This window comes from Sciscionella sediminilitoris (assembly GCF_000737195.2).
In the GTDB taxonomy this organism is placed as follows: domain Bacteria; phylum Actinomycetota; class Actinomycetes; order Mycobacteriales; family Pseudonocardiaceae; genus Sciscionella; species Sciscionella sediminilitoris.
Genome location: NZ_JALM01000045.1, coordinates 1 through 13,641, shown reverse-complemented (window position 1 = coordinate 13,641; position 13,641 = coordinate 1). Strand labels below are relative to the sequence as shown.

Sequence of the window (13,641 nt, the reverse complement as noted above, 5' to 3'; positions counted from 1 at the left end):
GGACGATGAGGAGTACCCCGATGCCCGCAGCCCTCGACGGGATCCGCATTCTCGACTTCACCCAGATGATGCTCGGGCCCTATGCCACGCAGACGCTCGCCGACCTCGGCGCGGACGTGATCAAGGTGGAGCGTCCGGCAGGGGAGTGGGAGCGCGGACTGGAGATGATGGGCGATCTCGTGGCCGGGGACTCGGCCGCGTTCCTCGCCATGAACCGGAACAAACGCTCGCTCGCGGTGGATCTGAAGTCCCCCGCGGCCCGGGATGCCTTGCTGCGCCTCGGTGCGAGCTGCGATGTGGTCGTGGAGAACTTCCGGCCCGGTGTGCTCGACCGGCTCGGTCTCGGCTACGAGGCGTTCCGTTCGGTGCGCGCGGACATCGTGTACTGCAGCGGTTCCGGCTGGGGTCGGGAGACCGTGTTCGCCGAACAACAGCGGCCGGGCCAGGATCTGCTGATCCAGGCGATGTCCGGGCTGGCCGCCGCCGGTGGCCGGGCCGGGGAAGCGCCGACGCCCGCGGGGACCGCCGTGGTGGACGCCTCGACCGCGCTCACGCTCGCCAACGGGGTGCTCGCGGCGCTGCTGGCCCGCGAACGGCACGGGATCGGCCAGCGGGTCGACGTCGACCTGTACTCCACCGCGATCGCCTTGCAGTGCCAGGAGATCTCGGCGATGGTGAACCAGGGCGAGGAATGGCAGCGCTCGGCGGAGGGTATCGGGCAGGCGTGGTTGTCCGCGCCGTTCGGCATCTACGCGGCGGCCGACGGCTGGATCGCGCTCGCCATGGCCGAGGTGTCCACCGTCGCCGGGCTGCTCGGGGTCACCGGGCTGGACCGCCTCGATGCCTGGTCGGACCGGGACGAGATCAAGCGCGCGCTCGAACAGGCCACGGCGGCCGAACCCGCGGCGGAACTGGTCGAACGGCTCGGCTCGGCAGGTCTCTGGTGCGCCGAGGTGCGCAGCACCCGGGAAGCCGTGGACGAACTGCGCGAGCAGGGCCACGACCTGATCGTCGAGGTGGAGCATCCGCGCGCGGGCACCCTGGAACTGATCGGCTGCCCGATCCGGCTCTCCGCGACGCCGTGGTCACTGCGGTACCCGCCGCCGCTGGTGGGTGAGCACACCACCGAAGTGCTCGGCGAAGTGCTCAGCGCGGCGGAACTCGCGGAACTGCGCGCCGGAGGTGGGAGCGGATGAGCGGCGCGGAACCGGTTCCGGACAGCGTGGCACGCCCGCATCCGAATCTCGTGCTGAGCAGGTACGGCCGGATCACCGTGCTGCGCATCGAACGCGAGGAGGCGCTCGGCGCGCTGTCCCGCTCCATGGTCACCGCGCTCGGTGAGTGCTTTCGGGAAGTGCGGGCCGAGGAGACCGCGGTGTTCGTGCTCACCGGGACCGGGCGCGGGTTCATCGCGGGCGCGGACATCGGCGAGTACCGGGAGGCCTCGGCCGCGGAATTCGACGCCTACCAACGGCTTTCCCGTTCGGTGTTCGAGGAGCTGGAGTCGCTGCCGCAGCCCACGATCGCCGCGGTGAACGGCTACGCTTTCGGCGGCGGCTTCGAACTCGCGCTGTGCTGCGACTTCCTCGTCGCGGGGGAACGGGCCCGGTTCGGACTTCCCGAGGTGAAACTCGGCCTGCTGCCCGGCGGTGGCGGCACCCAGCGGCTCGCCCGCGCCGTGGGCACCCGGCTGACCAAGGAACTGGTGATGACCGGTCGCACCATGCGCCCGGACGAGGCCGAGCGCCACGGACTGCTCACCCGCCGCACGGACACTCCGCTGGACACCGCCCTCGAACTGGCCGGGGAACTCGCTTCCGGTGCCCCGCTCGCGGTCCGCGAGGCCAAACGCCTCATCGAGGACGGTGTGCAGCAGTCCCTCGGTGCCGCGCTCACCACCGAACAACGCGTGCTCGGCACGCTGTTCGCCACCGAGGACGCGAAGGAGGGCATCGCGGCGTTCGCGGAGAAGCGCACGCCGCGGTTCTCGGGACGGTAGCGCGGCGGACGTCAGCCGAGATTCGTGGATGGGCGGCTGGTGTACACACGCCCGGTGGGTGTGGTGATGGCATGCGCCGGGTCGCGGGAACGGCGAGGTCGCGGACGCGGATCAGCCGGGCATCGGCGGGATCGGGCTGGACGCCGTGCTGCGCGCGGCGGCCGATCCGTTGCACGGGCACGTGTTGGCGCTGCTCGCCGAACGGGGCGAGCTGACCGCTGCGGAGACGGACCTTCCGGTGACCAGGGCGACGGGCAGCTATCACTGCCGGATCCCTGCGCCAGGCCGGATGGACGCCCGCCAGGGAGCGGTATCTCTGGCTGCGCGGGGAGGAGCTGGACGCGCTGTGTCCGGACCTGGTGGAGGCGGTGCTCACCGCGCACCGCGTCGAAGGGGAACGCGGGCAGGTCTACTTCCCGGTCGTGGTGTCCGTTAGTGCCGCGTCGACCAGGCTTTCGGCGTAGGCACCGGTCAATCCGTCCGGACGGAACAGGATGCGGTACATGATCGGCGCGACCACCCGGTCGAGCAGGGTTTCGGTCTCCGGCACCGGTTCGCCGCGTTCGGTGGCGCGCGCCAGGATCACCTCGATCTGCTGGGCGGCGTAGGCCGAGCACTGACCCGCATTGCCGCTTTCCGGATCACCGAGCAGGGCATCGCGGATATAGGCGCGGCCGGGCTGGGAGTTCATCTCCTCGAGGAACTGCCCGGCCCAGTCGCGCAGATCCGCGCGCAGCCCACCGTGATCCTCCGGCGGCTGCTCGGGGCGCAGGTGCTCGACGGCGACATCGGAGAACAGCTCCCGCAGGTCGCCCCAGCGCCGGTAGATGGTGGACGGAGTCACCCCGGCCCGGGCCGCGACCATGGGCACGGTGAGCGCCGCGCGGCCCTGCTCGGCTTCCAGTTCCCGGACCGCGGTGTGCACCGATTCCTGCACGCGCGCGCTGCGCCCGCCGGGGCGCGCCATGGAGCGGGGACTCATGACCGCCAGCCTAACCCGCCGCCGTCCTCGCACTGGCCGTCTCGGTGGCCAGTGCGACGTCCAGCACCGTGTGCTCGGCGCCGGGGCCGCCGATGAGCTGCAGGCCCGCGGGCATCCCGGAACGGTCGGCGCCCACGGGAAGGGTCAGCGCGGGCAATCCGGTGAGGTTGGCGGGCACGGTGAGCCGTACATAGGCGTCGGTGACCGATTCCGTTCCGCCATCCGGCCAGTCGACGGTGTGCTGCCCGGCGGGGACGGCCCCGGTCGGCACGGTCGGCGTGGCGAGCACATCGATCCGCTCGAACAGCTGCTCCCACCGCCGGCGCAACACTGCCTGGGTTCGCCTGGCGCGCAGGTAATCGGTCGCGCTGACCGACTCGCCCGCCTCGAGCAGCACGCGCACCTCGGTGCCGTACCGCTCGGGCGCCGCGTGCAGCAGCCGATCGTGGTACGCGCTCGCCTCGGGAACCATGAGGCCCCAGTGGATCGCGTGGATGTACTCGGTCATCGGCAGTTCCACCTCGACCGGTTCGGCGCCATGCTCCCGCAACCGGTCCACCGCCGTGCGCACCCCGTCCGCGACCGAGGCATCGACCCGGTCGAGGTAGTAGTTCACCGGAACCCCGATCCGGAGGCCGCGCAGATCCTGCGCCGGCTGCTCGGTTCCGCGCAGCACCGAATCGACGAGCGCCGCATCGCGAACCGTGCGGGTCAGCGCGCCCGCGTGGTCGAGCGACCAGGAAAGCGGGGTGACCCCGTCGAGGGAGAGCGCGCCGTAGCTCGGTTTGAAGCCGGTGATCCCGTTCAGCGCGGCGGGTACCCGGATCGATCCGCCGGTATCGGTGCCGAGCGCGAAACTCGCCATTCCCGCGGCGACGGCGACCGCGGAACCACCGCTCGAACCGCCCGCGACCCGGTCGCGCTGCACGGCGTTGCGCGTCTGCGGGGTGGTCAGCCCATAGGCGAACTCGTGCGTGTGCGTCTTGCCGAGCAGCACCGCTCCGGAATCGAGCAGCCTCGTGACGAGGGCGCTGTCCCGTTCGGCGCGATGCCCTTCGCGGGCGCGGGAACTCGCCGTGGTCGGCAGCCCGGCGACGTCGTAGAGATCCTTGACCGCGAACGGGATCCCGTGCAGCGGCCCGCGATACCGTCCCGCGGCGATCTCCCGTTCCGCCTCGGCGGCCGCAGCGCGGGCCTGTCCGGCGAGGACCAGGACGTAGGCACCGAGTTCGCCGTCCTCGCTCGCGATCCGGTCCAGTGTCGCCTCGGTGAGTTCGACGGGGGACAGGGTCCGTGCCGCGATCGCCTCGGCCGCCTCGCTCAGCGAGAGTTCATTCGCCCGCATGGCCCGCCTCCTGGGTCCTGACCGGCGTGGTTTCCCCGAGATCCAGCTCGCGCAGTACCGCGAGCACCTCGCGGATGTGTGCCGCCGTGTCGGCGACCTGTTGCTCGATGTCCATCGACGCCCCTTTAAAGCTCAATGTTTGCGTTAGCGTCACGGTACGGGCTACTGTCGATTAACGCAAACATTGAGCTTTTAGGAGACGTGATGAGCCGAGAGTGGAACTTCGCCGGGGTCACCGTGCAGCGGATCGACGAGGTGAGCTTTCCCGCCTCGACCGGGGCCTGGCTGCTGCCCGATGCCGGACACGACGTCGTCGATGCGATTCCCTGGCTGCGCCCGGAATTCGCCGAGCCGGACGGGGCGCTGCGGTTGTCCAGTCACAGTTACGGGATCACCGTGGACGGGCAGCGCATCCTGGTGGACACCGGGATCGGCAACGGCAAGGTGCGGGCCAATCCCGCCTGGCACGACCTGCACACCGACTACCTCGACCGGCTCACCGCGGCCGGGTTCGCCCCCGAATCGGTCGATCTGGTGGTGCTGACCCACATTCACGCCGACCACGTCGGCTGGAACACCGTGCTCGACGGCGATTCCTGGGTGCCGGCCTTCCCGAACGCGCGCTATCTGGTCAACCGGGCCGAATGGGACTACTGGACAGGCATCGAGCTCGAACCGGCGCGGCAGCAGATGTTCGACGACTCGGTGCATCCGGTACGCGCCGCCGGACTGCTCGACCCGATCGAGATCCCCGGGAACGGAGCCCCGATCGCGCCCGGAATCCGCATGCTGCCGACGCCGGGGCACACCCCCGGGCACAGTGCGGTGGAGATCCGGGGCGCGGAGAGCGTCGCCCTGCTCATCGGGGATGCCATTCACCACCCCGTGCAGATCGCGCGGCCGGAACTGGGCAGTCATGTGGACGTCGACCCGGCGCTTACCCTGCGCACCCGCCGGGAACTGCTCGCCAGGGCCGCGCGGGACTCCGTGCTGCTGCTCGGCGCGCACTTCCCGGATCCCAGCGGTGGCCGGGTGATCACCGAGGGGTCCGGATACCGCCTCGCCGCGTGATCCGGCTTTGGTGTGCCCGGAATCCGCAATGCGTCTAGGATCCTCGGTGACGCTAGATTCCTGGTGAAAAGCGGAGGAAGACTTGATCGCACGCGCATTGCTCGGGGCGGCGGCTGTCACCGGTGGTTTGCTCACCGTGACACCTGCGGCGCAGGCGGCCACCGGTCCCGAATGCCCGTCCACTGTGGACTGCACGTTCACTCCAGCGGCCTACGACTGGTCGAGCAAGGACCACAGCAACCCGAACGCCTACGGTGTCTACGATCCGGCCAACCGGCCCGCCGATGGCGACTCGATTCGCTACATCGTCATCCACGACACCGAACTGTCCTATGCGCACACCATCAAGGCGTTCCAGGATCCGGCACACGGAGCGAGCGCGAACTACGTCGTGCGCGCCTCGGACGGCCGGATCACTCAGATGGTGCCGAACAAGGACGTCAGCTGGGGCGTGGGCAACTGGTCGATGAACCAGCACGCCATCAACATCGAGCACGAGGGCTTCGCCAAGAACGGGAAGTACCCGGACGCGTTGTACGAGTCCTCGGCGAAACTGGTGCGCTACCTCGCCGCGAAGTACGACATCCCGCTGGACCGCCAGCACATCATCTCGCACGAGGACGTCCCGGGGCAGAACGACGCCTCGCAGCCGGGCCAGCACTGGGACCCGGGTCCCTACTGGAACTGGCAGCACTACATGTCGCTGCTCGGCGTCCCGCAGCGCAAACCGAGTGGTGCGCCGAAGACAGGTGATGTGGTGGCGATCAATCCGGACTTCGCCACGAACACTCCGGAGATCACCGACTCCGACGGGAAACCGTTGCCCAAGCAGGGCGCGAACTTCGTCTACCTGCGCACTGCCCCGGACGCCAAGGCCCCGCTGCTCGGCGACCCGCTGCTGCACCCGGACGGTAAACCGGGTACCACCAAGATCGACGACGGTTCGGACAAGGCCGTGACCGGGCACCGCTACGTGGTCGCCGGGACCAGCGGGGACTGGACCGCGATCTGGTTCGGCGGAAAGAAAGCGTGGTTCGAGAACCCGGAGGGACGCAACACCGTCTCCGTGCGGGCCAGCACGCTCACCGCGCACAAGGACATCCCGGTGTACGGGCTCGCCTTCCCGGAGAAGTCCGAGTACCCGGCCGAGATCCCGTTCGAGCAGAGCTGGACGCCGAAGCCGCTGTCCTGGACCATCCCGAAGGGGCAGTCCTACACCGAGGTCGAGCCGATGCAGGCGGCCAACTACTACGCGCGCTACGACAAGGCGAACGTGCCCGCCAACCACACCCTGGTGCGCGGTTCCACGGTCTACCGCCTGGTGGACTTCAACCACCGCTACGCGTGGGTCAAGGAATCGGACCTGCGGTAGTCACGCCCAGCCGAGCCGCAGGCGCAGGATGAGCGCCGCGAGGGCGAGGCAGAAGAACACCGCCCAGCCCGCGAGGTCCCGGTCGCGCACCCGCAGGTGCGCGACCAGGGCCCCGAGGAAGTACAGCACGAGCCCCGCCGCGGCGAGCGTGCCGAGCACCGGGACGGCGAACCCGGCGAGCAGACCGAGCGCACCCGCCGCGAGCAGGGTGCCCAGCGGGATCATCCAGGACCGCGGCACGCCAAGCCGGTCGGCCTGCTCGGCGGGGTAGTCGTGGCCGACGAAGTCGGCGAGGGCGGCGCTCCCGTTCGCGAGCGCGGCGACCAGGGTGACCGTGAGGTAGGCGGTGAACACGGGGATCTCCTCGGTTTGCCGGTACTGCTAGGGGATAGACCGCTCGCCGGGGCGAAAGGTGACATCCCGTAGCTTGTCTGGCCGAGTAGTCGCCCTGATCTGTTCGGGCTGGCAACCTGCCCGAGACCGCTCAGCCGAACGCCTTGCGCAGATCCTCCAGCACCAGGTTCGCCGCCAGCGGGCCGAGGCCGAGCAGCCAGGTGTCGTCGGCGACCTCGGCGGCCTTGCCCGCGCGGACCGCGCTCAGATTCCTCCACTGCGCGGAGCCGACGACCTCGGCCTGCTGCTGTTTTCCGCCGTTGCCGTAGGCGGAATAGAACACCCGGTCGCTGTCCGACTGGGCGATCAGTTCCCTGCTGAGCCGGGTGAAGGTCTTGCCGGTCTGCTGGTTCGGCGGCCGGTTCAGTCCGACATCGGCCAGAATGGTGCCGATGAACGATCCCGTGCCGTAGAGCCGGATATCGGCCGGGGTGAACCGGACCATGCTCACCCGGACCGTGCCGGGATCGCCGAGCCGCTTGCCGGTCTCGCTCGCCCGATTCCGGTACTCGCCGAGGATCCGCTGCGCCTCGGCCTTCTTACCCAGTGCCTCGGCGTCCAGCAGGAAGTTCTGTTTCCACGTCTTGCCAACGGATTCGGCGAACACGGTCGGCGCGATCGCGCTCAGCGCACCGTAATGCGCGTCGTCGCGGACCTTGCTGGACAGGATCAGATCCGGCTTGAGTGCCGCGATCTTCTCCAGGTTCGGTTCCCCGATGGTGCCGACGACCTCGATCTTGCCCGCCTTCTGCGCCAGATACGGCTGGAGCGTATTGCTCGCATCGGGCATCGTGGTGCCGACCGGCCGTACCCCGAGCGCGAGGGCAGCGTCGAGTTCGCCGGTGTCCAGCACGACCACCCGCTGGGGAGTGCCGGAGATCGTCGTCTGTCCCTTGGCGTGCTTGACGATGCGGTCACCGCCCGAAGGCGATTCGGGCTCCTGCGTACCGCACCCGGCGAGCGCGGCCAGGATGACTGCCGCGCAAGCCCCGGTGAGCAGGCGATGGAGGCGAGGCATGGCACTCCCTGATGTCCGTGGCTGAGGTTTGGCAAACCTAACTAATCGGACATCGGAGTTCAATGGCGCATAACCGGCGTCACAGGGTCCGGTCACCCGAGAGGAATTCGGTGACCACGAAAAGCCATGTTTTCGGCGCGCGGGAGTGAATCCGGTGCCCCGCCTCGACGGTGCGCAGGGTGGCATCCGGGACCGTCTCGGCGATGAGCCGGTGCCGGTTCTGATCCAGGTGGCTGGTGTCCCCGCCCGCGAGGATCAGGGCCGGGGCGGAGAGCAAGGCGAGTTCCGTCCACCATTGGGGCTGTGGTTCGCGTAGCCCGGTGAGCACCTCGTCCAGCATCGCCGGGTCGAAGCGGTCGCGACGCAGCCGGGCGAGCGTGCGCAACAGCGTGCCCGCGGCCGGTTTGCGGCTCGGCGGCCGGTCCCCGTGATCGCGCGGGGGCACCGGCATCTCCTCGAGGATCAGGTGTGTCACGCGCTCGGGCTGCTTCGCCGCGAGCAGGGTGGCCGCGAAGGCGCCGAGGGAGTGGCCGATGAGGGCGAACCGTTCGACTCCGCGCCGGTCCAGGTCTTCGAGCACGGCATCGCGAAAGGCGTGCGGCGGATACGAATCCAGTCGTTGTGCCCCGCGGTGACCGGGCAGTACCGGGCAGTGCACGCGGTAGCCGAGCGCGTGCAGTCCAGGTCTGATGCGGTCCCAGGTGGCGGGGCTGCTTGCTGCCGCGTGCAGGCATACGAGATCGTTCACGTAGACAGTGTCCACCAGATCGTAGACACTGTCTACTCGGATGGAGGTCGAGGAATGGCAGAGGACGAGCTGCCGCGGCAGCTGCTCGTGGCGGCGGCGCGGATCCTGGAGGACAGCGGTATCGAGGCGGTGACGATCCGGGAGACGGCGCGGCGGTGCGGGGTCTCGCACGGTGCGCCGCGCCGGTATTTCCCGTCCCGGACCGCACTGCTCGGGCATCTCGCCAAACGCATCGCCGGGGACCTGACCGCCGAACTGGACGCCACGGAGAACGCGCCGCTGCCGCTCGCGCGCGCCTACATCGCCTTCGCCGCGGACCGCCCGCACGCCTTCGATCTGTTGCTGCGCCACGATCTGCTCGAGGATTCGGGTGCCGGGCTGCGCTCGGCCACACTGCCGCTGCTCGAGCGCTGGCGCGGCGCGTGGCGCGCCGGGAACCCGGCGGCCACCGAAACCGAGGCCCTTGCCCGGCTCACCGGTGTGCACGGGATCGCCACGCTGGTGGCGCACCGGACGCACGAGGTGCTCGGCCTGGACACCGGGGAACTGCTTGCCCAGGTGCTCGCGAGCTGACCGGTCACCAGGTGTTGTGCAGCGGGATGGTGATCTGCTTCAGCCAGCGGCCCGCGGCGAAATCCCGTGCCTTGACCACCACGGTGCGGGGACCCACCTCGACCTGGAGCCCCTGGTTGAAGGTGCCGCCGAGGGAGACCTCGCCGCCCTTGCCGTCGTCCTTCCAGCCGGTCTGCACCGCCGCCGTGTTGATCACGGGGAACCCCTCCGGATTGCCGGTTCCGGGGACCACCCGGCGCACCGACCAGTCTGCGAGGGTGAGGTCCCAGTGCGTGTGCCCGGAGAACAGGAAGACGTCCGGGTACCGGCCGAGCACCGAGAGCAGCCGCCCGGCCTGCAGGTAGTCGCCGAGGTAGAGCTTGTTGCGGGTGCCGGAGACGGTGTCGGGCAGCGGATGATGGGTGAGCACCATGACGGGCTTGCGCCATCGTGCCCAGTGAGCCAGCCGTCGCTCCAGCCAGGTGAACTGCGTATCGCTGAGCCAGACCTCGTCCCAGAGCTTGGGGTCGTGATACTTGGCATATCGCTCGGTTCCCAGGCACAGCACGGGAATGCCGCCGAACGAGGTCTCGGCGTAGACGGAATTGCGCCCGGCGAACCGGAAGAAGCTGCGGAACAGGGAATCCTCGGTGACCCCGTTGGGCCAGGTCGGCTGGGACAGCGTGTCCGGATCACGCCACTTCGGCACATAGAACTCGTGGTTGCCGATGGCCAGGGCGAGCCTGCGCGGATGCGGATGCCGGTCCAGGACCGCCCGCACCTGTGCGTACTCGAAATCGTAGCCGCGCGGCGTGATGTCACCGGCGATACCGAGCCCGGCACTGTCCGGAGTGGTGTGCGCGATGTCGTCCAGCGCCGTGCCGAAATCCCCGAGGTCGCCCTGGATGTCGCTGAGAATCGTGAACCGTACGACGGGCTCCCACGGCCGGTGCCCGGGGCTCGCCTGCGCGGCCGGGGCGCCGGTCAGTGCGGTCGCGGCCACCGCGCCGCCGCCGGTCATCAGGAAGGATCTGCGGTCCACCACGGTTGTTCCTCGCTCTCGTCCGGATCGAGTGGTGAACCTAGGCGGCGAGTTCCTCGGACCGGTGGACGCGCGCTTTCCCCGCCGTGTACTCGGCCTGAACTTTCCCGGCGGTGCACGTGTTGGGAACGCGTAAAAGTTTTTGTTCACCCCGTCAAGAGCGCGTGTGCGCGGCACGCGGCGGATCCGTCAGGCGCGAGATTGGCGGGGTGACATCGACAGTACGGCCGGAACCGCGGCAACATCCCGCCACCCGTGTGCTCTGCTATCCGCTCGACGGCGGCCACCGCTGGGGAAGTTATCTGGTCACCGGTGGGCGTTTCGGTATGGTGCAACGAAATCTGGTGATCTATCCGCCGGGGACCGGTAGGGCCGAGCGCCGCTGGCTGCGGCTCTGGCGCGGTGGTGCGCCGATCGGCATCCTCGCCGCCGCACTGGTGATGCTGGGGTTCGGGGATGCGCTGCCGATCGCCGCCTCGCTGTCGTTCAGCGCCGTCATCGTGGGCAGCGCGCTGGCCCTGCTCGGCTATCGGGTGCGCGGCACTCGCGGGCAGGTGCGCAGTCTGCTCGCGATTCGCACCGCGCGGCAGCACGATCTCGCCTCGCACACCCGGTACACCGGGGCACGGCGGCTCGCGGAACTGATGACCGAGGCGGACGAATTGCTCGCGGCGGGCGATATCGACGAGATCGAGTACCAACTGCGGTGGCACACCGCCTATGCGGAGCTCGGCGAACTGCTCCGGTCCGAGGCGGTGGAAATTCGCTAGCGCGCGTGTTCTAGGGTGGAACCACTTCGATCCGGTGCTCCCCGGAATGACAGCCGCAGTGTGGGAGACCCGCCTCGCGATCGCCGAGGTGCCGAAGGGGCGGCGTTACCGTTGTCGTCCCTTTTTCAGGAGGAATCCGTGGAATTCGGTATCGGTCTTCCCATCACCGACCCGGAGGCACTGCCCGGCTGGGCCCGCCGTGCCGAGGCGGGACCGTTCGAGGTGCTCGGTCTGCTGGACCGGCTCGTCTACGAGAACCCGGAACCACTGGTCACGCTCGCGATGCTGGCCGGAACCACCCAGCGGATCCGGCTGCAGACCGAGGTGTTGCTCGCCCCATTGCGTGACACCGCCCTGCTGGCCAAACAGGCCGCGACGCTCGATCGGCTCTCCGGCGGGCGATTCGTGCTCGGTCTGGGTGTCGGCGGTCGCGCCGATGATCACTTCGCTTCCGGCACCGAACTGCGCACCCGTGGCCGTCGGCTCGACCAGCAGCTGGATGTGTTGCGCCGCCTGTGGTCCGGGCTGCCCTACGGCGAGGAGGCGGGGCCCATCGGTCCGGCCCCGACCCGGCCGGAAGGGCCACGGATGCTGTTCGGCGCCTTCAGACCGGCAGCACTCGAACGTGTCGGCCGCTGGGGCGACGGTGCCCTGATCGCGGCGGCCCCGTCCTGGGCGGGCGGGATCATCGACACCGTCCGCTCGGCATGGGAAGCCCATGGGCGCAGCGGATCCCCGCGCATCGTCGCCCAGGTCAATCTGGCGCTCGGCCCGGAATCGGTGCTCGCGGAAGCGCGGGCCGCGATCGGTTCCTACTACGCCTTCACAGGCAACCCGGAGTACATGGTGGACGGCATGCTCACCGGCCCGGTCCAGGTTCGCGAGGCGGTCAAGGCGTTCGCCGATCTCGGCGCCGACGAGCTGGTGTTCTACTGCCATGGCAGGGATCCCGAGCAGGTCGACCGGCTCGCCGATATCCTCGGCTGAGCCGCGCGTTCAGTCACCGAGGCGCAGGTGCAGCACCGTGGGGGCCTGCCTGCCGAATGCCTTGGTGATCGCCCCGGGAAGCCGTGCCGGCTCGGTGACGGGTTCGGCGTGACAGCCGAAACCCCTTGCCACGGCGAGGAAATCGGTGCCGCCGAAGGTCACGGCGGTGGGCGGCTCGCCGCGGTCGAGCATTTCGGCGCGGATCTCGCCGTACCCGTTGTCGTCCACGACGAGCACCGGAATCCCGAGCCGCAGCTGGGCGGCCGTGGCGAGCTCGGCGATGGTGAACATGATGCCGCCATCGCCGAGCACCGCGAGCACCTTGGCGTCCGGTTCGGCGAGTTTGGCACCGATCGCCGCGGGCAGCCCGTAGCCGAGGGTGCCCATCCCGGCGGGGTAGAGGAAACCGGCAGGGCGGCGCGCCGGAACACCGGACAGGATCCCGTAGTAGCAGGCCCGGGTGCTGTCCCCGGCAAGGATGGTGTCCTGGTCCACGACCTCGCGCAGCGCCGCGGTGAGCCCGGCCCACGGCTCGCCCTCTCGCGCGGCATCGGCGCGGAAGGCGCTGCGGGCTTCGGCGGCGCGCCCGCTCCGATCGGCGGCGGGCTCGGGAAGTGCCGCGCGGATCGCGCTCAGCGTCGGAGCCGCCTCGCCGACCAGCCGGATGTCCGGATCGGCATTGGCGAGGATCGCCGCGGCGTCGATGTCCACCCGGATCAGAGTTCCGGTGTGTTCGAAGGGACCGTTCCAGAGATCCGTCGGCGCGAGCTCGGTGCCGACCGCGAGCACCACGTCACTCGATTCGGCCAGGGTGCGCGCGCTCGGCTGATGCAGGCCGGCACCCACCGCGAGCGGGTGCCGCTCATCGAGCACCCCCTTGCCGTTCGCCGTGCTCAGTACCGGGGCGGTGAGCCGTTCGGCGAGCTCGCGTAGCTGTCCGGACGCGGCGCGGGCCCCGCCGCCCGCGATCAGTACCGGTCGTCGCGCAGCGCCCAGGGCTCGGGCCGCAGCGTCCACAGTGGACTCGTCCGCGCGCGGTGCGGAAACGGGGAGCGGGGCGGGCACCGTGCAGGGGGCGGTGGCCTCCAGCAGATCGAGCGGGATCTCCAGGTGCACCGGTCGCGATCGGCCAGCGGTCATCCTGGCGAAGGCGGCGGCCACCGCGGTACCGATCTCGGCGACCGAACCGACCCGGTGGCTGTACGCCACGATCGCGTCCAGTGCCGCCCGCTGTTCCTTGACCTCGTGCAGCTCCCCGTTACCGAGCCAGGGATGCGCCAGCGGCATGCCGGGGGAGAGGAACAGCACCGGGACCGAGTCCGACCAGGCCTGGGCCGCGGCTGCCGCGGCCCAGGCCTGGTC

At 69.9% G+C, this 13,641-nt stretch carries 15 protein-coding genes; 7 read left to right on the top strand and 8 right to left on the bottom strand.

Annotation, left to right across the window (positions count from 1 at the left end; translation table 11 throughout):
- The first annotated feature begins 20 nt into the window (after positions 1-20).
- Complete coding sequence (locus AD72_RS19715) at positions 21-1,196, top strand: CaiB/BaiF CoA transferase family protein (RefSeq protein WP_031468004.1); 1,176 nt, start codon at positions 21-23, stop codon at positions 1,194-1,196.
- Entirely contained in the window at positions 1,193-1,999 is an 807-nt protein-coding gene (locus AD72_RS19710) for an enoyl-CoA hydratase/isomerase family protein (RefSeq protein WP_051898795.1), read from the top strand. Before AD72_RS19715 ends, AD72_RS19710 begins: the two co-directional genes overlap by 4 nt.
- A 409-nt stretch (positions 2,000-2,408) precedes the next feature.
- Here AD72_RS19710 and AD72_RS19705 read toward each other — a convergent pair whose 3' ends face one another.
- Genes AD72_RS19705 through AD72_RS37965 form a run of 3 tightly spaced genes read right to left on the bottom strand, consistent with a single transcriptional unit; the run spans position 2,409 to position 4,441 of the window.
- Positions 2,409-2,981 (bottom strand): TetR/AcrR family transcriptional regulator, encoded by a 573-nt coding sequence (locus tag AD72_RS19705; protein WP_031468002.1) that lies wholly within the window; start codon positions 2,979-2,981, stop codon positions 2,409-2,411.
- 10 nt (positions 2,982-2,991) lie between these two features.
- Complete coding sequence (locus AD72_RS19700) at positions 2,992-4,326, bottom strand: amidase (protein WP_031468001.1); 1,335 nt, start codon at positions 4,324-4,326, stop codon at positions 2,992-2,994.
- Positions 4,313-4,441 carry a hypothetical protein gene (locus AD72_RS37965; RefSeq protein ID WP_255357169.1) on the bottom strand — a complete coding sequence of 43 codons (129 nt, stop codon included), beginning with the start codon at positions 4,439-4,441 and terminating at the stop codon, positions 4,313-4,315. Before AD72_RS37965 ends, AD72_RS19700 begins: the two co-directional genes overlap by 14 nt.
- Before the next feature lie 89 nt (positions 4,442-4,530).
- Between AD72_RS37965 and AD72_RS19695 the strand changes: the two genes are divergently transcribed.
- Positions 4,531-5,397, top strand: a complete 867-nt coding sequence (locus AD72_RS19695; RefSeq protein ID WP_031468000.1) for an MBL fold metallo-hydrolase — start codon at positions 4,531-4,533, stop codon at positions 5,395-5,397.
- A gap of 82 nt (positions 5,398-5,479) precedes the next feature.
- Positions 5,480-6,769 (top strand): N-acetylmuramoyl-L-alanine amidase, encoded by a 1,290-nt coding sequence (locus AD72_RS19690; RefSeq protein WP_031467999.1) that lies wholly within the window; start codon positions 5,480-5,482, stop codon positions 6,767-6,769.
- Here the strand turns inward: AD72_RS19690 and AD72_RS19685 are convergent, their stop codons facing one another.
- The 3 genes from AD72_RS19685 to AD72_RS19675 form a co-directional block, all read right to left on the bottom strand.
- Entirely contained in the window at positions 6,770-7,123 is a 354-nt protein-coding gene (locus tag AD72_RS19685; protein ID WP_031467998.1) for a DoxX family protein, read from the bottom strand.
- A 130-nt stretch (positions 7,124-7,253) separates the two neighbouring features.
- Positions 7,254-8,180 (bottom strand): ABC transporter substrate-binding protein, encoded by a 927-nt coding sequence (locus AD72_RS19680; protein WP_031467997.1) that lies wholly within the window; start codon positions 8,178-8,180, stop codon positions 7,254-7,256.
- A 79-nt stretch (positions 8,181-8,259) separates the two neighbouring features.
- Positions 8,260-8,928, bottom strand: coding sequence for an alpha/beta fold hydrolase (locus AD72_RS19675; protein WP_197285020.1), 669 nt, complete (start codon positions 8,926-8,928; stop codon positions 8,260-8,262).
- A 54-nt stretch (positions 8,929-8,982) separates the two neighbouring features.
- Between AD72_RS19675 and AD72_RS19670 the strand changes: the two genes are divergently transcribed.
- Positions 8,983-9,501 (top strand): TetR/AcrR family transcriptional regulator, encoded by a 519-nt coding sequence (locus AD72_RS19670; RefSeq protein WP_031467995.1) that lies wholly within the window; start codon positions 8,983-8,985, stop codon positions 9,499-9,501.
- A gap of 4 nt (positions 9,502-9,505) precedes the next feature.
- Here the strand turns inward: AD72_RS19670 and AD72_RS19665 are convergent, their stop codons facing one another.
- On the bottom strand, positions 9,506-10,525 hold the full coding sequence (locus AD72_RS19665) for a DUF4073 domain-containing protein (RefSeq protein WP_231644899.1): 1,020 nt from the start codon (positions 10,523-10,525) through the stop codon (positions 9,506-9,508).
- Positions 10,526-10,731: 206 nt separating this feature from the next.
- Between AD72_RS19665 and AD72_RS19660 the strand changes: the two genes are divergently transcribed.
- Together AD72_RS19660 and AD72_RS19655 are read left to right on the top strand one after the other, a co-directional pair.
- The gene (locus tag AD72_RS19660) at positions 10,732-11,292 is read left to right on the top strand and encodes a DUF6611 family protein (RefSeq protein WP_156365275.1); all 561 of its coding nucleotides are present in this window, start codon (positions 10,732-10,734) and stop codon (positions 11,290-11,292) included.
- A gap of 138 nt (positions 11,293-11,430) precedes the next feature.
- The gene (locus AD72_RS19655; RefSeq protein ID WP_031467992.1) at positions 11,431-12,279 is read left to right on the top strand and encodes an LLM class flavin-dependent oxidoreductase; all 849 of its coding nucleotides are present in this window, start codon (positions 11,431-11,433) and stop codon (positions 12,277-12,279) included.
- A gap of 9 nt (positions 12,280-12,288) precedes the next feature.
- Here AD72_RS19655 and AD72_RS19650 read toward each other — a convergent pair.
- On the bottom strand, positions 12,289-13,641 hold a 1,353-nt coding region (locus tag AD72_RS19650), incomplete at its 5' end, for a thiamine pyrophosphate-dependent enzyme (protein ID WP_031467991.1).